Raw genomic sequence first — 17,523 nt, 5'->3', positions numbered from 1 at the left:
AAAAAGCCCGCAGAGTACGGGACTGGCTCGGGGATCTATAAACACCGTCGCCTGTGGGGAGGGAGCTTGCTCCCGCTGGACTGCGCAGCAGTCCCGTTCTTGGGGGCCGCTTCGCGACCCAGCGGGAGCAAGCTCCCTCGCCACAGGGTTGTGTTTTCAGCTAATCCTGCTGAATTTGTTTCAAGTCGAGGCTGTAATGGCCTCGATCTGTGTCTGGCGCCGTTTGCGACCGGGCAGCAATAGCCTGATGAAGGACTGACGTTTCCCATGTTGACCATCGCACTGTCCAAGGGCCGCATCCTTGACGACACTTTGCCGCTTCTGGCTGAAGCGGGCATCGTGCCAACCGAGAATCCGGACAAGAGCCGCAAGCTGATCATCCCCACGACCCAGGACGACGTTCGCCTGCTGATCGTGCGGGCTACCGACGTGCCGACCTACGTTGAGCATGGCGCCGCCGACCTCGGTGTTGCGGGTAAAGATGTGCTGATGGAATACGGTGGCCAGGGCCTTTACGAGCCGTTGGACCTGCGTATTGCGCTGTGCAAGCTGATGACCGCCGGCCGTGTCGGTGACGTTGAGCCTAAAGGCCGCCTGCGCGTGGCCACCAAGTTCGTCAACGTCGCCAAGCGCTACTACGCCGAGCAAGGCCGTCAGGTCGACATTATCAAGCTCTACGGCTCGATGGAGCTGGCGCCGCTGATCGGCCTGGCTGACAAGATCATCGACGTGGTCGACACCGGCAACACCCTGCGCGCCAACGGCCTCGAACCCCAGGACTTCATTGCCGACATCAGCTCCCGCCTGATCGTCAACAAAGCTTCGATGAAGATGCAACATGCCCGTATCCAGGCGTTGATCGACACCCTGCGCAAGGCAGTGGAGTCTCGACACCGCGGTTGACTCACCCGCGCGGCCTTAGGCCGCGCCCGTCTATCCGCCTCATAGCCAGAATTCTCAGGTGCCCAAGCGGAAATGACTGCTAGTTTAGGGCGCCTGAGTTTTTGCCAATTCTATTGAGGCCCTCGCTATGACCACGTCCACTGCAATTGCCCGACTCAACGCTGCCGACCCGGATTTCGCCCATCATCTGGATCATCTGCTGAGCTGGGAAAGCGTGTCTGACGACTCGGTCAACCAGCGAGTGCTCGACATCATCAAGGCCGTGCGCGAGCGCGGTGATGCGGCGCTGGTGGATTTCACCCGTCAGTTCGATGGCCTGGACGTGAAGTCCATGGCCGACCTGATCCTGCCCCGTGAACGCTTGGAGCTGGCGCTGACACGCATCACTGCACCCCAGCGCGAAGCCCTGGAAGTGGCGGCGGCGCGGGTGCGCAGCTACCACGAAAAACAGAAACAGGATTCCTGGAGCTACACCGAAGCCGACGGCACCGTGCTGGGCCAAAAAGTCACGCCGCTGGACCGCGCCGGTCTGTACGTGCCCGGCGGCAAGGCCTCGTACCCGTCATCGGTACTCATGAACGCGATTCCGGCCAAAGTGGCGGGCGTGACCGAAGTGGTCATGGTGGTGCCGACCCCGCGTGGTGAAATCAACGAGCTGGTGCTGGCCGCTGCCTGCATCGCCGGCGTCGACCGCGTGTTCACCATTGGTGGTGCGCAAGCCGTTGCAGCCCTGGCCTACGGCACCGAAAGCGTGCCGAAGGTCGACAAGGTGGTTGGCCCCGGCAACATCTATGTCGCCACCGCCAAGCGCCACGTGTTTGGCCAGGTCGGTATCGACATGATCGCCGGCCCTTCGGAAATTCTCGTGGTGTGTGATGGCCAGACCGACCCGGACTGGATCGCCATGGACCTGTTTTCCCAGGCCGAGCACGACGAAGACGCCCAGGCGATTCTGGTCAGCCCGGACGCCGAGTTCCTCGACAAGGTCGCCGCCAGCATCAACAAACTGCTGCCGACCATGGAGCGCGCCGAGATCATCGAGAAGTCGATCAATGGCCGTGGTGCGCTGATTCTGGTGCGTGACATGGAACAGGCCATCGAAGTGGCCAACCGCATTGCGCCAGAGCACTTGGAGTTGTCCGTAGCCGACCCACAGGCCTGGCTGCCGTTGATCCGCCACGCCGGTGCGATCTTCATGGGCCGTCACACCAGCGAAGCCCTGGGCGACTACTGCGCCGGCCCCAACCACGTGCTGCCGACGTCCGGCACCGCGCGGTTCTCGTCGCCGCTGGGGGTGTATGACTTCCAGAAGCGCTCGTCGATTATCTACTGCTCGCCACAAGGCGCCTCCGAACTGGGCAAGACTGCCTCGGTGCTGGCCCGTGGTGAATCGCTGAGCGCTCACGCGCGTAGCGCCGAATATCGCATCCTTGAAGAGGGGAAATGAGGCATGAGCAAATTCTGGAGCCCCTTCGTCAAGGACCTAGTGCCTTACGTACCCGGCGAACAACCGAAGCTGACCAAACTGGTCAAGCTCAACACCAATGAAAACCCCTACGGCCCTTCGCCCAAGGCGCTGGCCGCGATGCAGGCCGAGTTGAACGACAATTTGCGCCTGTACCCGGACCCCAACAGCGACCTGCTCAAGCAGGCCGTGGCCAAGTATTACGCGGTCGACGCCAGCAAAGTGTTCCTCGGCAACGGTTCCGACGAAGTGCTGGCGCACATCTTCCACGGCCTGTTCCAGCACGACTTGCCGCTGCTGTTCCCGGACATCAGCTACAGCTTCTACCCGGTGTACTGCGGCCTGTATGGCATCAAGTCGGCCCCGGTGCCGCTGGACGAGCAATTCCAGATCCGCGTGGCCGACTACGCCAAGCCCAACGGCGGGATCATCTTCCCCAACCCGAACGCGCCGACCGGCTGCGTGCTGGCGCTGGATGCAGTGGAGCAGATCCTCAAGGCCAGCCCGGATTCGGTGGTGGTGGTCGATGAAGCCTATATCGACTTCGGCGGCGAAACCGCCATCAGCCTGGTGGATCGCTACCCGAACCTGCTGGTGACCCAGACCCTGTCCAAATCGCGCTCACTGGCCGGTTTGCGTGTAGGCCTGGCCGTGGGCCACCCGGACCTGATCGAGGCGCTGGAGCGGGTCAAGAACAGCTTCAACTCCTACCCGCTGGATCGCCTGGCGATTGTCGGCGCGGCGGCGGCGTTTGAAGACCGTGAGTACTTCGAGAAAACGTGCAAGCGGGTGATCGACAGCCGCAACACGGTGGTCGCGCAGTTACAAGGCAAGGGCTTTGAAGTGTTGCCTTCAGCGGCCAACTTCATCTTTGCCCGTCACCCACGGCACGACGCCGCGGGTTTGGCCGCAAAGCTGCGTGAGCAAGGCGTGATCGTGCGGCACTTCAAGCAGGAGCGGATTGCCCAGTTCCTGCGGATCAGCATCGGTACGCCGGAGCAGAACCAGGCGCTGATCGATGGCCTCGGCGAGCTCTAAGCCACACTGAAGATAAAAAAAGTGGGAGCTGGCAAGCCAGCTCCCACATTTTTTTTGCGTTGAGCCAGTTAGATCAACGGCTCATCCGGCTTCTTGTTCTTCCAGCCATCATTGCCCGGCAGCAGCAGGTTCAAACCAATCGCTACCACCGCACACAGGGCGATGCCCTTGAGGCCGAAATCATCCGGGCCAGTGCCGGTGCCGACCAGCACGCCGCCAATCCCGAACACCAAAGTCACCGACACAATCACCAGATTGCGCGCCTCACCCAGGTCGATCTTGTGGCGGATCAACGTGTTCATGCCAACCGCCGCAATCGAGCCGAACAGCAGGCACAGAATCCCGCCCATCACCGGTACCGGGATGCTTTGCAGCAACGCGCCGAACTTGCCGATAAACGCCAGGCTGATGGCAAACACTGCCGCCCAGGTCATGATTTTCGGGTTGTAGTTCTTGGTCAGCATCACTGCGCCCGTCACTTCGGCGTAAGTGGTGTTTGGCGGGCCGCCGAACAGGCCGGCAGCGGTGGTGGCAATCCCGTCACCCAGCAGGGTGCGGTGCAGGCCGGGCTTCTTCAGGTAATCGCGACCGGTCACGCTGCCTACCGCAATCACACCGCCGATATGCTCGATCGCCGGGGCCAGGGCCACCGGGACGATAAACAGGATGGCCTGCCAGTTGAACTCCGGCGCGGTGAAGTGGGGCAGGGCGAACCACGGCGCGGCGGCGATTTTCGCGGTGTCGACCACACCAAAGTAGAACGACATGGCAAAGCCGACCAGCACGCCGGAGATAATCGGCACCAGGCGGAAAATGCCTTTGCCGAATACCGCGACGATCAAGGTGGTCAGCAGCGCCGGCATCGAAATCAGCATCGCCGTCTGGTAATGGATCAGCTCGCTGCCATCGCCGGCTTTGCCCATTGCCATATTGGCGGCAATCGGCGCCATGGCCAGACCGATGGAAATGATCACCGGGCCAATCACCACAGGCGGCAGCAGGCGGTCGATGAAGCCCGTGCCTTTGACCTTAACGGCCAGGCCCAAAAAGGTATAAACGAAACCGGCCGCCATCACCCCGCCCATGGTCGCCGCGAGGCCGAACTGGCCTTTGGCGAGAATGATCGGGGTGATAAACGCAAAGCTCGATGCCAGGAATACCGGCACCTGCCGCCCTGTCACCACCTGGAACAGCAGCGTGCCCAGGCCTGCGGTGAACAGTGCGACGTTTGGATCAAGACCTGTGATCAGTGGCATCAACACCAGCGCGCCAAATGCTACAAACAGCATTTGTGCGCCAGACAGGATCTGGCGCCAAAGCGGGTCGTTGAATTCATCCTGCATGCTCACGCGTCCTTCTGCTTGGTGCCGAAGATCTTGTCACCGGCATCGCCCAGGCCTGGGATGATGTAGCCGTGTTCGTTCAAGCGCTCGTCGATGGAGGCGGTGTAGATCTGCACGTCCGGGTGAGCCTTTTCGACGGCAGCGATGCCTTCGGGGGCAGCTACCAGCACCATGGCGCGGATGTCCTTGCAGCCAGCTTTTTTCAGCAGGTCGATGGTGGCAACCATGGAGCTGCCGGTGGCGAGCATCGGGTCGATGATCATTGCCAGGCGTTCGTTGATTTCCGGGACGAGTTTTTCCAGGTAGGTGTGCGCCTGCAAGGTTTCTTCATTACGAGCCACGCCCACGGCGCTGACTTTGGCGCCCGGGATCAGGCTGAGCACGCCTTCGAGCATGCCGATACCGGCGCGCAGGATAGGCACTACGGTGATTTTCTTACCGGCGATTTTCTCTACTTGTACGGGACCGGCCCAACCGGGGATCTCGTAGGTTTCCAGCGGCAAATCCTTGGTCGCTTCATAAGTCAGCAGCGCTCCGACTTCCTGAGCAAGCTCACGGAAATTCTTCGTGCTAATGTCGGCACGGCGCATAAGGCCGAGTTTGTGTCGGATCAGCGGGTGGCGGATCTCGCGAGTGGGCATGGGAAAGGCTCCGGCGGCGGGCAAAAAAACCGGCCTAGATTAATCTATCCGAGGGTGTTGTCCTATAGACATCTAGTACGTTAGTCCATTAAGGCTTGATCGTTGCGCCTCACATGCGTACCTTTGCCCGCTTTTCTTGCCACAGCACCCCCTTGGAGAGCGCCATGTCCGCTGATCTCGAGCATATCCGTCAAATCATGCGCGAGGCTGACTGCCTGTACACCGAAGCGCAAGTCGAAGAAGCGATCGCCAAGGTCGGCGCACACATCAGCCGCGAAATGGCCGACACCAACCCGGTGGTCTTCTGCGTGATGAACGGCGGCCTGATTTTCGCCGGCAAATTGCTGACTCATCTGCAATTCCCGCTGGAAGCCTCCTACCTGCACGCCACCCGTTATCGCAACGAGACCAGCGGCGGCGACCTGTTCTGGAAAGCCAAGCCGGAAGTGTCGTTCATCGACCGCGACGTGCTGATCATCGACGACATCCTCGATGAAGGTCACACCCTGGGCGCGATCATCGACTTCTGCAAACATGCCGGCGCGCGCAAAGTGCACACCGCCGTACTGATCGACAAAGACCACGACCGCAAAGCCCGTCCGGACCTCAAAGCCGATTACGTCGGCCTGCCGTGCATCGATCGTTACATCTTCGGCTACGGCATGGACTACAAAGGCTACTGGCGTAACGCCAATGGCATCTACGCGGTTAAAGGGATGTAAACCATGGTGCGCTTTCTTGATCAGACGCTGTTCGCGCAATTGGCCGAGAAAGCCGCCGCCAGCCCTCGCGGCCGGCACCATCACAACCTCCATCAGATGGAAGAGCCCTGCCATCGCCTGGCCGTTGGCCTGCAACCCGACACCTATGTGCCGCCGCATCGGCACCTGCGTGCCGACAAGGCGGAAACCCTGTTGGTGCTCAAGGGCAGCCTCGGCTTACTGGTGTTCAGCGATACCGGCGAGGTGATTGCCAAGCGCATTCTGCAGGCGGGCGGTGAGTGTGCAGGCGTCGATCTGCCGCCAGGCGTGTTTCATGGCCTGGTGGTGCTGGAGCCTGACAGTGTGATGTTTGAATGCAAGGCCGGGCCGTATCGCCCGATAGGCGAGGGCGAGTCACCCGACTGGGCGCCCCGCGAAGGCGATTCCGGTGTGGCCGAGTATCAACGCTGGATGCTCGCCCAGTTCGATTGAGCTACAGTGCTCGGCCTTCTTCTACGGAGCGGCCCATGAGCCTGTTGACACGCACCTGCGCCGCCCTGGCGTTGACTCTCAGTTTGCCACTGGCTGCCGCGCCCGCCCCGATGCACAGCCAGTTCCTGCCGCCCGATGACCTGACCCTGCGCGCGCAAACGCCCGACCAGCAGCAACTGCTGCAAGTTACCGAATATGCGGTGGTGGTGGGTAACCAGCGGCAGTCGACGCAACAGCCAATTCCGGTGACCTCGCCGTTGATGATCCGCCTCAAGGGGAAATCCCTGAACAAGGGCGCGACGATCAGTCAGGTGGTGCTCAATTTTGATGCCGAAAGCAAAAGCCTGAAAAAGCCGATGTTCGATGACGCCAGCAAAACCCTGACCCTGTCTTACCCAATGGCGCAATATCGAGTGATTGTCGACCTGCTGCGCAATGACACGGTGTATGTGCAGTTCCTCAGTTATGCCAATGGGCATATCTGGGCGGATCTGCACACAGGGGCCGTACGCGCAAAGTAATTAAGCCGAATGCAGTCAATGTGGGAGCTGGCTTGCCTGCGATGGCGGTGCATCAGTGACAGTTGGGCCAACTGACCCGCCGCTATCGCAGGCAAGCCGGCTCCCACATGAGTGTTTGGTTGTTTTCGAAGATGGTGTCTGGCAGGTAGACTCCCAATCCCGTGTAAATGTCTGCAGGCTGGAGTCGGTAATGCGTAAAGATAAGAAACAGGTGATTGGTGACGAGATCGGCGACGACCAGATCAAGTTGTTCCTGGATTTTGAGCCAGTCGACGCGACTTCACCGTCCCTGCACAAGCTGATCAAGGCCTACCGTGGCCTGCGTATCGACGACTTCGAGCGCTTCCTGGGCTTTTTCAAGGAAGCTGGCCTGGACCTGGATGGTAAGGACGAGCACGGCAAGACCTTCGTCGAGCTGATCAAGGACCAGCGCAACGCGCCTGAGTACATCGAGCTGATCGAAAACGCTCGCGGCTGATTATCCCGGCCACAAAAAAACGCCCCGAAGGGCGTTTGATCGTTCCCACGCTCCGCGTGGGAATGCCTCCACTGACGCTCCGCGTCAAGACCTCAAGCGAAGCTTTCAGCCTCGTTGCTTTGCGCAACCAGCTCCAGGCTGATGTTGTTCTGCGCATTGATCTTGCGATACAGCTCAGCGTCCGTCTCCAGCACTTTTTCCCTCGCCGGGAAGATCTCGTGCAGCTTGGCCGCCCACTCACCAGCAGCCTTGGCCGGGAAGCAGCGCTCGATCAGTTCCAGCATGATCGAAACCGTCACCGAAGCGCCTGGGGACGCGCCCAGCAGGGCCGCCAGCGAGCCGTCTTTGGCCGCGACCAGCTCGGTGCCAAATTGCAGCACGCCGCCTTTTTTCGGGTCTTTCTTGATGATCTGCACCCGTTGGCCGGCCACTTCCAGGCGCCAGTCTTCGGCTTTGGCTTGCGGGTAGAAGCGGCGCAGTGATTCCAGGCGCTGCTCCATGGACTGCATCACTTCGCTGACCAGGTATTTGGTCAGGTCCATGTTGTCGCGAGCGACCGCCAGCATCGGGCCGATATTGCCGGCGCGAACCGACAGCGGCAGGTCGAGGAACGAGCCGTGCTTGAGGAACTTGGTGGTGAAGCCGGCGTATGGCCCGAACAGCAGGGATTTCTGGCCATCGACCACGCGGGTGTCCAGGTGCGGCACGGACATCGGCGGCGAGCCCACGGCGGCCTGGCTGTAGACCTTGGCCTGGTGGTGCTTGACCACTTCCGGGTTGTCGCAACGCAGCCACTGGCCACTGACCGGGAAGCCGCCGAAGCCTTTGCTTTCTTCGATGCCCGAAGCTTGCAGCAGCGGCAGGGCCGCGCCACCGGCGCCGAGGAACACGAACTTGGCGTCGACTTCGCGGGTGTTGCCGCTGTTGACGTCCTTGATGCTCACGGTCCAGCCCGCGCCATTGCGCTTGAGGCCGGTAACGCGCTTGCTGTACTTGACCTGGGCATCCGGTGCGCTGGTCAGGTGCGACAGCAGTTGGTTGGTCAGGGCGCCGAAATTGACGTCGGTGCCGTTCATCACGCGGGTGGCCGCGATTTTTTCGTCGAGCGGGCGGCCCGGCATCATCAGCGGCATCCACTCGGCCATCTCATTGCGGTCTTCGGTGTAATGCATGTCCGAGAACGCATGGTGCTGGCTGAGGGTTTCAAAGCGTTTCTTGAGGAAAGACACGCCTTTGTCGCCTTGCACGAAGCTCAGGTGCGGCACCGGGCTGATAAAGGACTTGGACGAGCCAAAGGTGCCCTTTTTGGTCAGGTACGCCCAGAACTGCTTCGACACCTCGAACTGGGTGTTGATGTGCACGGCTTTCTTGATGTCGATGGAGCCGTCGCCAGCCTGCGGCGTGTAGTTCAGCTCACACAGCCCGGCGTGGCCGGTGCCGGCGTTGTTCCACGGGTTGGAACTCTCCGCGGCACCCGAATCCATCAGCTCAACGACTTCCAGCTTGAGGCCGGGGTCGAGCTCTTTGAGCAATACGGCCAGGGTGGCACTCATGATGCCGGCCCCTACCAGTACTACGTCGACTGCTTCGTTATGCGCCATTTAACGCGTCTCCAAAATCTGCAGCACCAAATTGACGGCATGGCTGCCAGGAGTGACGGGGCGGTTCACGTGTTGCCCCAGGTTACCCATGGCCAGGATCGCCATGTCCGTTTCGCAATTCTTTGCAACTTCAGCACACGCTTCCTGCCAGGCTAATCTGCCTATGAACGCATTCATGGGCGCCTGTGGCAATTCGACTTATGGTCAAAGCGTGCGATTTGTGCAATCAAACCGTAGCGGACAGGCTCAAGCTCCGGTGTTTGAGGAGTACTCGGTCCTGTGTGGTTGGGCTGTTCCAGACGCTGATGGTGCTTGTACAAACGCCAAACTATTCATTTGCTCGCCACACTCTTGTGAAGTTGTGAAAACCCGTTTTTTTCACGCTCTTTTGAAGACGTGAACCTCAAAAAAGGGCTGCCCCAGCCTGGCACCTGGCCCGTAAACCCCTGCCGACACGCGGCAAGACGGGCAAACAACTCAAGTGGCCGAGCGCAATGGCAGCTCTGGCAGATTCGGTAAAGAGGGGTGGTTTGCAAAGAAAACAGCAAGCGCGCCAGCTTCACTCGATCTGTGTGGGCGGCTCTCTGTGGGCGATTGGGGGGTTAATACCGAGGCATTAACGATGCTGCGAGGCCCGATCAGGAGACGTCCTTATAATCGGGGGGAGATTGTAGCGAAGAACGCCAGGGAAATGGGCGTGTTTTGTGACTTTTATTAGGGCGTTCAGGAAGCCAGTGCGTGCCGCGAGTGCGTGTGGGCAACCCGTGGGCTGATTCGGGCGTTCATTGGCAGTGGGCGGTGCATCCAGCCCAGATGTGTCTCCGTGACTTCCACCCAGCCCTCGCCCACGGGTGGCAGGCTGCACTGCTTGAACGCCACGCAATGGCCATTGGCATCGAGCCGTGCGTAGTGGCGATGGCGGGGGTGGGACATGAACAATGATTTAAGAAGGCGCATGGCTTTGTACCTGTTACGTTACATGCTTGAAGGTTGCCAGTGTGCCATGACAGTGGAGTGACGAAATTATGCGAAATTGTAATTTCAGCCCGCCTTCAGCTGCCGTTCAGGATGGCTGGTGAGTGGCCCACATGCGCCGTTATACTGGCGGCCTGTTTGCACCTAGTCCTGGAGAAATGAGTATGTTGCAACGCCTGTTGTTCGGTTTGATCACTGTGACCAGTTTGACCCTGGTTGGCTGCGCCAACAGCCCGCAACAACTCAGCCCGCAACCTAAAGTCACGGCGCAACTGGCGCCTGTCGGCCACGGCCAGCCGGTATCGGTGCGCGTGGTAGATGGTCGTCCTTCGCCAACCCTGGGTTCCCGTGGTGGTCTGTACCCTGAGACCGCGCTGATTTCTGTACAAGGCCAGGACGTGCTGCCCAAGCTGCAAGCCCAGGCTGAAGCCGCCGTGCGCCTGCTGGGCTTCACCCCGGCCAACTCGCCGGGCGCGCCGCAGTTGACCATCACCCTGGCTGAGCTGAAGTACCAGTCGCCCAAAGAAGGCCTGTATGTGACGGAAGCCTCCATCGGCGCGACCTTCAAGTCCGACGTCAGCGCCGGCACACGCCGCTACAGTGGCCGCTACGGCGCGTCCCTGAACCAGCGCTTCGGTATGTCGCCGAACCAGGAAACCAACACCAAGCTGGTCAGCGACGTGTTGAGTGATGCCCTGACGCGCTTGTTCAAAGACCCGAGCATCGGTTCGCTTCTCAACGCGCAGTAACCGTCAGGCGGGCGCGCAACGCCCCCATCGCCGGGCTCAGCAATGAGCCCGGTTTTTTTATGCCTGTAGCCTTCATGCAGCCGTTTCGACATAAAAGTCCAGCACACTCACGCCAGTGAGCAGGTCCAGCTCCGGCAGGTCGGCATGCTGGTGCCCGCCGAGCGCGCAATACACCAGCCAGTGGCGGTCCTGGACGTTGAATGCGAGGCCGCCGACCAGCGCTTCCTGTTCATCGTTCTGGGCCATCAGGTACAGCCGATCCTGGTTTTGTGCGTGCAGCATGACAAGCTCCCAAGCGTTCGAAGGGCAACAGAGTGGCTTGTTAAGGTGACGTTCAGGTGACGCTGTAAATTACTGGATACATTAACCGTACATGGGGGACGGAACGTTTCAGCGGCAGGAGGCCAATATCATTCAGGTTTGTATCTGAATTGATACCAAGACACTCGTCTACCGAGGTTTGCGATGGCGCTGCCCGCACTGCTGATCAATGCTGTGGCTTTATTGGTGGCCTGCCCGGGTGCAGCGCTGCTGTTCATTACCCGCCTGCGCGAGCAGCGAGCGCTGGCCGACCTGACCGCCCAAAGCGAAGACCGCGCGATCGACCAACCGATGTTGTTTCTGGATGTGCGTACCGAACGGTCGCATCGCCTGGCTTACCGCGTCGGGTTTGCCTGCCTCGGCCTGGCGCTGGCCGTGTCCTGGCTCAGCACCCACCTCTAAAACCACCGCAAAACAAATGTGGGAGCTGGCTTGCCCGCGATAGCAATGTGCCAGTCGATAGATTCGGTTCTGACACGCCGCCATCGCGGGCAAGCCCGCTCCCACATTTTGGTTTGGTATTTACAGAGGAATCCCGGCCTTGACCCGGTATTGATTCCTCACCGGCGTCGCATACTGCGTCACCAAGTACGGCCGGTGTTCCACCGGGCATTCATTCAAACGCCGCTCCCACTCCGCTTTGGCCTTGGCCAGCTCATCGGCCGGGAACACCTCGGCTGCCGCCGGCACCTGCAATTGCGGGTCGGCGTCGCTCCACTGCGCATACGCCAGGTAATGCACCGGGAACAGGCGATAACCGCCGAGAATCTGGCGGTCCATTTCTACGGCCAACAGTTTGGTGTCTTCAAAGCGTTCGGTGATCGGCGGTGCGAAGTTCACGTGCACGCGGCCCTTGTAGCCGGTAATGCCCAGCGCAATGCTCACATCGTCTTCACCTGGCGCCTTGCTGTAGGTGCCGGTGGTGGCGCGGATGTAAAGCTCGCGGGCCTTGGCGCTGTCGCATGGGTCGTATTCATAGCTGATCGACACCGGCGTCAGGTTCAGCGACTGGATCACCTCGGCAAACGGCTCGTCCTTGCGGCTGACATGGAACATCTTGAGGATTGCCGACTCGGTGCGATCATCCCCATCCTTGGCTCGCCCTTCGGCCTGGGCGATCCAGATCGACTGGCAGTCGTTGCGGATCGAATGGTTGATATAGGCCGACAGCAGGTTATACGCCGCCATCTTCTCCTTTCGCCCAGTGATCGAGCGGTGCACGATAAAGCTCTTGTTCAGGCGCATCAGGTCGCTGACAAACGGCTTTTGCAGCAGGTTGTCGCCGATGGCGATGCGTGGCGTCGGCAGGCCGGCGTGGTACACGGCATAGTTGACGAAGGCCGGGTCCATCACGATATCGCGGTGGTTGGCCAGAAACAGATAGGCGGTGCCGGACTTGAGCTGCTCGACGCCGGTATAAGTCACGCCGTCGGTCGCCCGATCTATGGTGTGATCGACGTAGTACTCGACTTTGTCCTGCAGCGTGGCCACGGTGGTGACGCCGGCAAATTCACGGCGCAGTTTGCGGGCGATCATCGGCTTGAGCAGCCAGCCCAGGGCGCCGGCAAAGCGCGGGAAGCGAAAGTGAGTCAGGATGTCCAGAAAGGCCTTGTCACTGAACAGGCGCGCCAGCACGGCCGGGACTTCGCTGTCGTTGTAAGGTCGGATGGTATCGAATTCGCCCATCATGCTCTCTTGTTAGAAACGGCTAGGGTAAGTAAAGGAAATATCAGGGTGCGGCCGCAATATTGGCTCTGCCGTGAATAGCCCTGTAAATAGACCGGCGATTATACGCACAAGTCACCTGGGAGACCGCGATGGAAGAGGAGTCGTACGAATGTCCTTATTGTGGAGAGGTGGTCACGGCGTTGCTGGACCTGTCGGGAGGCGATCAGCAATATATAGAGGATTGCCCGGTGTGCTGCCGGCCCATTACTTTCGAGCTACAGGTGCATGATGACGAATGGATGCTGAACGTGCGCAGCGAAAACGAGTAACAGGTACACCCCATGCAGCGAATCTACGAACCGGAAAACCTGATGGAGGGCGAGCTGCTGCAACAGATGCTTGCCAGTGAAGGCATCGAGGCGCACCTGGTGGGGCGCCATTTGCTCGGTGGGACCGGCGAGTTGCCGATCTTCGGCCTGTTGGGCCTGGAAGTCGACAACGACCAGGCCGCCTACGCCCGCGAATTGATTACGGCCTATAACGGCGCGCAACCCATGCCCGGCGATGAACCCGACAGCTTCCCCGACGTGTTGGTCTGTTAGGCTGTCGGTCGGTTTACCCCAAGAGTCGTGTTGCCCCATGTGTGGACGTTATGCCCTGTTTCGCTGGAACCCTGCCTTCGCTGCCTTACCGGGATTCCCCGCCGATCAAAAGGCCCAGTGGAATATCTCCCCGAATGATTCGGTGCTGATCCAGCGCCTGAGCGAAGGTCAGCGCACCCTGGCCCGTGCGCGCTGGGGCCTCACGCCACCGTGGCTCACCGACCTTTCGCGCACGCCAGCCCACGCGCGCGCCGAAACCCTGGCCGAACAACCGATGTTTCGCGAAGCCTTGCGTCAGCGCCGCTGTTTGCTGCCGGCCAACGGTTTCTACGAATGGCGCGGCACCCAGCGTAAACGCCCGTATTGGCTGACGCCGGGTGAAGGCTCGACACTGTTTTTTGCGGCGATCTGGGAGGCTTATCCGGTGCAGGAGCAGGTGTGGCTGAGTACGGCGGTGGTGACCCAGGCCGCACAGAGTCAGCGGCGGCCGTTGATTCTGGATGCGGCAGGGCAAGAGGCGTGGTTGAATCCTGAGACGCCGCTGCACGTGTTGCAGGGCTTGTTGGCCAGCGAGCCTGCCGCGTTGCGCGAGCGGGTGTTGGCCAATATGGTCAATGATCCGAAGTTGAATGGGCCGGAGTGTCTGACCCCAGGTTGAGGTTGGCTTTGCTGGCCTCATCGCAGGCAAGCCAGCTCCCACATGTTGAATGTATTCACAAATCAGAATGTGGGAGCTGGCTTGTCGGGTCGCCGCATCGCTGCGATAGCGGCCTCAGACCTTGAACTGATTGATCAACCGCCGCTGCTGCTCCGCCAACTTGGTCAGGTCCGCACTCGCTGCGCTGGACTCATCCGCACCGCCCGCCACCTCATTGGCCACCTGGCCGATATTGATCACATTGCGATTGATGTCCTCGGCCACGGCGCTCTGCTCTTCGGCCGCGCTGGCGATTTGCGTGTTCATGTCGTTGATCACCGACACCGCCTGGGTAATGGTCTCCAGCGCTTCGGCCGCCTTCGCCGCGTGCTGCACGCTTTCGTCGGTGCGGTGCTGGCTGTCTTCCATCACCCGCACCACATCCCGCGTGCCTTGTTGCAGCTGTTGGATCATGGTCTGGATTTCTTCAGTGGCTTTTTGGGTTTTCTGCGCCAGGTTGCGCACCTCATCGGCCACCACCGCAAAGCCACGCCCTTGCTCACCGGCGCGGGCCGCTTCGATGGCGGCGTTGAGCGCCAGCAGGTTGGTCTGCTCGGCAATCCCGCGAATCGCCGTGAGGATCGCGTTGATATTTTCGCTGTCCTTGGCCAGGGTTTGCACCACACCGACCGCCTTGCCGATTTCTTCAGCCAGCGCGCCGATGGAAGTGGACGTGTCGCGCACAATACGCATGCCTTGGCTTGCGGCCTGGTCGGCATGGCTGGCGGCTTGCGCGGCCTGGGTGGCGTTGCGTGCCACGTCTTGCGCAGTGGCGGTCATTTCGTGCACAGCGGTGGCCACCTGGTCGATCTCGACCATCTGTTTATGCACGCCCTGGTTGGTGCGAATCGCGATGTCGGCGGTGTGTTCTGACGAGTCGCTGACCTTCTGCACCGAACTCACGACCTGAGTGATCATGCCCTGCAACTTGATCAGGAAGGTATTAAAGCCGTTGGCAATCGCGCCCAGCTCATCGGCGCGATCACTGGTGAGGCGGCGGGTAAGGTCACCTTCGCCCTGGGCGATATCGTTGAGCATGGCCACCATTTGCTTGAGCGGGCGGGCGATGCCATGGCCCACCAGCCAGATCACCAGCAAACCGATACCGGCGATCAACAGGCCGACCATGGCCATGCCGAAGGTGTCGGTCTTGCGCTGGGCTTGCAGGTCGCTTTGCAGCTTCTGCGAGTCGGCCATTACCGCACTCAGCGGCAGTTGCAGCATCAAGGTCCAGCGCGCTTCGGCCTGACCGATGTTGAAGGGCAGGAACAGCTCGATATGCCCGTGCTCCTTGTCGATGTCGTAGCGCACTTCGCCGACTTTCAACTGGCCGAGGTTGGCCAGCTCGTTGCTGTCGAGCAGGTCGCTGGCTTTTTCGCCAAGCTTGCTGGCGTCCTTGGTATAGGCCACCAGGCGACCGTTGCTGGAGATCAGCGCCAGTTCGCCGGCGCCGTTGTACAGGTTCTGGTCGGCGCGGGTGAGCATGTCCTGGATGAAGTTCACCGACAGGTCGGCGCCGACGATGCCCTGGAACGTGCCGTCGACCATGATCGGTTCGATAAACGAGGCGAGCATCACCATCGCATTCCCGACTTTATAAGGCGCCGGGTCAATGGCGCAGGGCTTCTTGCTCTCTTTGGAGCACAGGTAGTACTCACTGGCGCGCACGCCGGTGGACAGGATCTTCTGATCGTTGACGTCAGCGAGCTTATCCAGGCCCAGGCTGCCATCGGCGTTGCGGTACCACCACGGCAGGAAACGGCCGTCGGTGCCCATGCCGACAATCGCGGTGTTCACGTAGGCAGCGTCGTTATGGTCGATGGCATTGGGCTCCCAGCCGATGTAGGCGCCGAGGATTTTCGGGTTGCGCACCACGGTTTCATGCAGCAGGTTGATCAATTGCTCGCGGCCGACCTGCAGCGCGGGTTCGCCCTTGGCGTCTTTCATCGCCAGCAGGGCATTAGCGGTGGCCAGGCCTTTGGCGGTCACCAGTGGTGCCTCCAGTTCGCGCTGGACCAGCGTGGCCTGGGTTTGCGCCAAAGCGGTGAGGCGCTGCTCGATGATCTGCTCAAATTGCGCCTGGGTGCGCTCCTGCACCAGCTCCTGGGTGCGGGCACCGGCAAACACTGCATAGAGCACCAGCACTGCGACCACACTCAGCACGATGGCCCCGGTCAATGCGGCGACAGAAAACTGAATCGACTTGAATTTCATGGAGGCTCCAGGCGCAGGGCAGGTGGGCTGCCTTTTTGTATCGGCCATGGGCACTGGAGGCTTAAGGCTTGGCGGGCGAAATAGTGCGAGATGTCGCAAACGGGCAGTTCGCCGCCGCTGTGGGTGTGTGGGATGTATCTGAAAGTTAGTGGTTACACGTCGTGTGTATCTGGCGCAGATACACATGACCGCCTAGGATACGCGCCAGGATTTCAGGGAGAGCGTCATGAAAAAGTCATTGGTGGTAAGTGTACTCAGTGCAGCGATGCTGCTGGCCGGTTGCCAGGTGGTCAACACCACCAGTGGCGGTGCCGTTGGCGTTGAGCGCAAGCAATATATGTACAGCCTGTTGTCGAGTCAGGAAGTCGACCAGATGTATGCCCAGTCCTATCAAAAGACCTTGGGCGAGGCGAGCAGCAAAGGTGTCGTCGACAAGACGAGTGCCAACGCCAAGCGCGTGCAGGCGATTGCCAAGCGTTTGATCGTGCAAGTACCGGCGTTCCGCCCGGACGCGGCGCAGTGGCAATGGGAAGTGAACCTGATCAAAAGCGACGAGATCAACGCTAACTGCGGGCCAGGCGGCAAGATATTCGTATACAGCGCGCTGATCGACGACCTCAAATTGACCGATGACGAGTTGGCGGCGGTGATGGGGCATGAAATCGCCCACGCCTTGCGCGAGCACAGTCGTGAGGCCATGTCCAAAGCGTACGGTATCGAAATGGCCAAGCAGGGCGCCTCAGCCTTGTTGGGGTTGGGCCAAGACAGTATGGCGATTGGTGATGCTGCCGTTAAATACGGCCTGACGTTGCCCAACAGTCGCGGCAACGAGAATGAAGCCGACTTGATCGGCCTGGAGCTTTCGGCCCGCGCCGGCTACAACCCGAATGCCGCGATCACCTTGTGGAACAAGATGGCCAAGGCTTCCCAGGGCGGGACACCGGAGTTCATGAGCACTCACCCGGCCTCCGACAGCCGAATCGCCTCGTTGCAGGCGGCGATTCCGAAGGTGATGCCGCTGTACCAGCAGGCCAAAAAGTCCTGAGTTAACGCGGTCCAGTGTGGGAGCCGGGCTTGCCCGCGATGCAGGCGACTCGGTTTGTAAGGTGTACCG

Annotated in this window: 20 protein-coding genes and 1 pseudogene; 13 read left to right on the top strand and 8 right to left on the bottom strand. The window is 60.5% G+C overall.

Annotated features, from left to right (window positions below; translation table 11 throughout):
• Positions 1-267 precede the first annotated feature (267 nt).
• From hisG to hisC, 3 genes are all read left to right on the top strand, one after another.
• The gene (gene hisG, locus GIW28_RS29090) at positions 268-903 is read left to right on the top strand and encodes an ATP phosphoribosyltransferase (protein ID WP_003188599.1); all 636 of its coding nucleotides are present in this window, start codon (positions 268-270) and stop codon (positions 901-903) included.
• 127 nt (positions 904-1,030) lie between these two features.
• Positions 1,031-2,350 (top strand): histidinol dehydrogenase, encoded by a 1,320-nt coding sequence (hisD, locus tag GIW28_RS29085; protein ID WP_177033657.1) that lies wholly within the window; start codon positions 1,031-1,033, stop codon positions 2,348-2,350.
• Positions 2,351-2,353: 3 nt separating this feature from the next.
• On the top strand, positions 2,354-3,406 hold the full coding sequence (gene hisC / locus GIW28_RS29080) for a histidinol-phosphate transaminase (RefSeq protein WP_170036275.1): 1,053 nt from the start codon (positions 2,354-2,356) through the stop codon (positions 3,404-3,406).
• Between the two features lie 68 nt (positions 3,407-3,474).
• Here the strand turns inward: hisC and GIW28_RS29075 are convergent, their stop codons facing one another.
• Both GIW28_RS29075 and upp read right to left on the bottom strand, forming a co-directional pair.
• Positions 3,475-4,749: a uracil-xanthine permease family protein gene (locus GIW28_RS29075; protein ID WP_017138224.1), complete on the bottom strand. Its 1,275-nt coding sequence runs from the start codon at positions 4,747-4,749 to the stop codon at positions 3,475-3,477.
• Positions 4,750-4,751: 2 nt separating this feature from the next.
• Complete coding sequence (upp, locus tag GIW28_RS29070) at positions 4,752-5,390, bottom strand: uracil phosphoribosyltransferase (RefSeq protein ID WP_017138223.1); 639 nt, start codon at positions 5,388-5,390, stop codon at positions 4,752-4,754.
• A gap of 164 nt (positions 5,391-5,554) precedes the next feature.
• Here upp and GIW28_RS29065 point away from each other — a divergent pair, with 164 nt between their 5' ends.
• From GIW28_RS29065 to GIW28_RS29050, 4 genes are all read left to right on the top strand, one after another.
• Complete coding sequence (locus tag GIW28_RS29065) at positions 5,555-6,112, top strand: hypoxanthine-guanine phosphoribosyltransferase (RefSeq protein ID WP_003216150.1); 558 nt, start codon at positions 5,555-5,557, stop codon at positions 6,110-6,112.
• Between the two features lie 3 nt (positions 6,113-6,115).
• Positions 6,116-6,583 carry a WbuC family cupin fold metalloprotein gene (locus GIW28_RS29060; RefSeq protein ID WP_138451630.1) on the top strand — a complete coding sequence of 156 codons (468 nt, stop codon included), beginning with the start codon at positions 6,116-6,118 and terminating at the stop codon, positions 6,581-6,583.
• 35 nt (positions 6,584-6,618) lie between these two features.
• On the top strand, positions 6,619-7,104 hold the full coding sequence (locus GIW28_RS29055; RefSeq protein WP_177033655.1) for a hypothetical protein: 486 nt from the start codon (positions 6,619-6,621) through the stop codon (positions 7,102-7,104).
• Positions 7,105-7,294: 190 nt separating this feature from the next.
• Positions 7,295-7,582, top strand: coding sequence for a PA4642 family protein (locus GIW28_RS29050; RefSeq protein WP_017138220.1), 288 nt, complete (start codon positions 7,295-7,297; stop codon positions 7,580-7,582).
• A 92-nt stretch (positions 7,583-7,674) separates the two neighbouring features.
• Here the strand turns inward: GIW28_RS29050 and mqo are convergent, their stop codons facing one another.
• Positions 7,675-9,183: a malate dehydrogenase (quinone) gene (gene mqo, locus GIW28_RS29045; RefSeq protein ID WP_138451634.1), complete on the bottom strand. Its 1,509-nt coding sequence runs from the start codon at positions 9,181-9,183 to the stop codon at positions 7,675-7,677.
• 723 nt (positions 9,184-9,906) lie between these two features.
• Positions 9,907-10,140, bottom strand: coding sequence for a hypothetical protein (locus GIW28_RS29040; RefSeq protein ID WP_017138218.1), 234 nt, complete (start codon positions 10,138-10,140; stop codon positions 9,907-9,909).
• Positions 10,141-10,322: 182 nt separating this feature from the next.
• On the opposite strand from GIW28_RS29040, the gene GIW28_RS29035 reads away from it, so the two are divergent.
• A complete protein-coding gene (locus tag GIW28_RS29035) occupies positions 10,323-10,907 on the top strand; it encodes a YajG family lipoprotein (RefSeq protein WP_017138217.1) in 585 nt (194 codons plus the stop codon).
• Positions 10,908-10,979: 72 nt separating this feature from the next.
• Here GIW28_RS29035 and GIW28_RS29030 read toward each other — a convergent pair whose 3' ends face one another.
• The gene (locus GIW28_RS29030) at positions 10,980-11,189 is read right to left on the bottom strand and encodes a hypothetical protein (RefSeq protein WP_056859008.1); all 210 of its coding nucleotides are present in this window, start codon (positions 11,187-11,189) and stop codon (positions 10,980-10,982) included.
• Positions 11,190-11,372: 183 nt separating this feature from the next.
• On the opposite strand from GIW28_RS29030, the gene GIW28_RS29025 reads away from it, so the two are divergent.
• Complete coding sequence (locus tag GIW28_RS29025) at positions 11,373-11,630, top strand: hypothetical protein (RefSeq protein ID WP_017138215.1); 258 nt, start codon at positions 11,373-11,375, stop codon at positions 11,628-11,630.
• Between the two features lie 120 nt (positions 11,631-11,750).
• Here GIW28_RS29025 and GIW28_RS29020 read toward each other — a convergent pair whose 3' ends face one another.
• On the bottom strand, positions 11,751-12,914 hold the full coding sequence (locus GIW28_RS29020) for a 1-acyl-sn-glycerol-3-phosphate acyltransferase (protein WP_026013785.1): 1,164 nt from the start codon (positions 12,912-12,914) through the stop codon (positions 11,751-11,753).
• A 131-nt stretch (positions 12,915-13,045) separates the two neighbouring features.
• Here GIW28_RS29020 and GIW28_RS29015 point away from each other — a divergent pair, with 131 nt between their 5' ends.
• The 3 genes from GIW28_RS29015 to GIW28_RS29005 are packed head-to-tail and all read left to right on the top strand — an operon-like array spanning position 13,046 to position 14,156.
• Positions 13,046-13,225 (top strand): CPXCG motif-containing cysteine-rich protein, encoded by a 180-nt coding sequence (locus tag GIW28_RS29015; protein ID WP_017138213.1) that lies wholly within the window; start codon positions 13,046-13,048, stop codon positions 13,223-13,225.
• A 12-nt stretch (positions 13,226-13,237) separates the two neighbouring features.
• On the top strand, positions 13,238-13,498 hold the full coding sequence (locus GIW28_RS29010; protein WP_017138212.1) for a putative signal transducing protein: 261 nt from the start codon (positions 13,238-13,240) through the stop codon (positions 13,496-13,498).
• A 37-nt stretch (positions 13,499-13,535) separates the two neighbouring features.
• A complete protein-coding gene (locus GIW28_RS29005; RefSeq protein WP_017138211.1) occupies positions 13,536-14,156 on the top strand; it encodes an SOS response-associated peptidase in 621 nt (206 codons plus the stop codon).
• A gap of 114 nt (positions 14,157-14,270) precedes the next feature.
• On the opposite strand, the gene GIW28_RS30915 is transcribed toward GIW28_RS29005, so the two are convergent.
• Together GIW28_RS30915 and GIW28_RS30910 are read right to left on the bottom strand one after the other, a co-directional pair.
• A complete protein-coding gene (locus GIW28_RS30915; RefSeq protein ID WP_371318487.1) occupies positions 14,271-15,014 on the bottom strand; it encodes a methyl-accepting chemotaxis protein in 744 nt (247 codons plus the stop codon).
• 114 nt (positions 15,015-15,128) lie between these two features.
• Positions 15,129-15,323 (bottom strand): annotated as a pseudogene (locus GIW28_RS30910) (HAMP domain-containing protein); the annotation flags it as partial.
• Positions 15,324-16,635: 1,312 nt separating this feature from the next.
• On the opposite strand from GIW28_RS30910, the gene GIW28_RS28995 reads away from it, so the two are divergent.
• A complete protein-coding gene (locus GIW28_RS28995) occupies positions 16,636-17,454 on the top strand; it encodes a M48 family metallopeptidase (protein ID WP_017138210.1) in 819 nt (272 codons plus the stop codon).
• The last annotated feature ends 69 nt before the right edge of the window (positions 17,455-17,523 follow it).

This window comes from Pseudomonas sp. PA-5-4B (assembly GCF_021606215.1).
GTDB lineage: Bacteria > Pseudomonadota > Gammaproteobacteria > Pseudomonadales > Pseudomonadaceae > Aquipseudomonas > Aquipseudomonas edaphica.
This window is presented reverse-complemented; position numbering and strand designations above follow the sequence as displayed.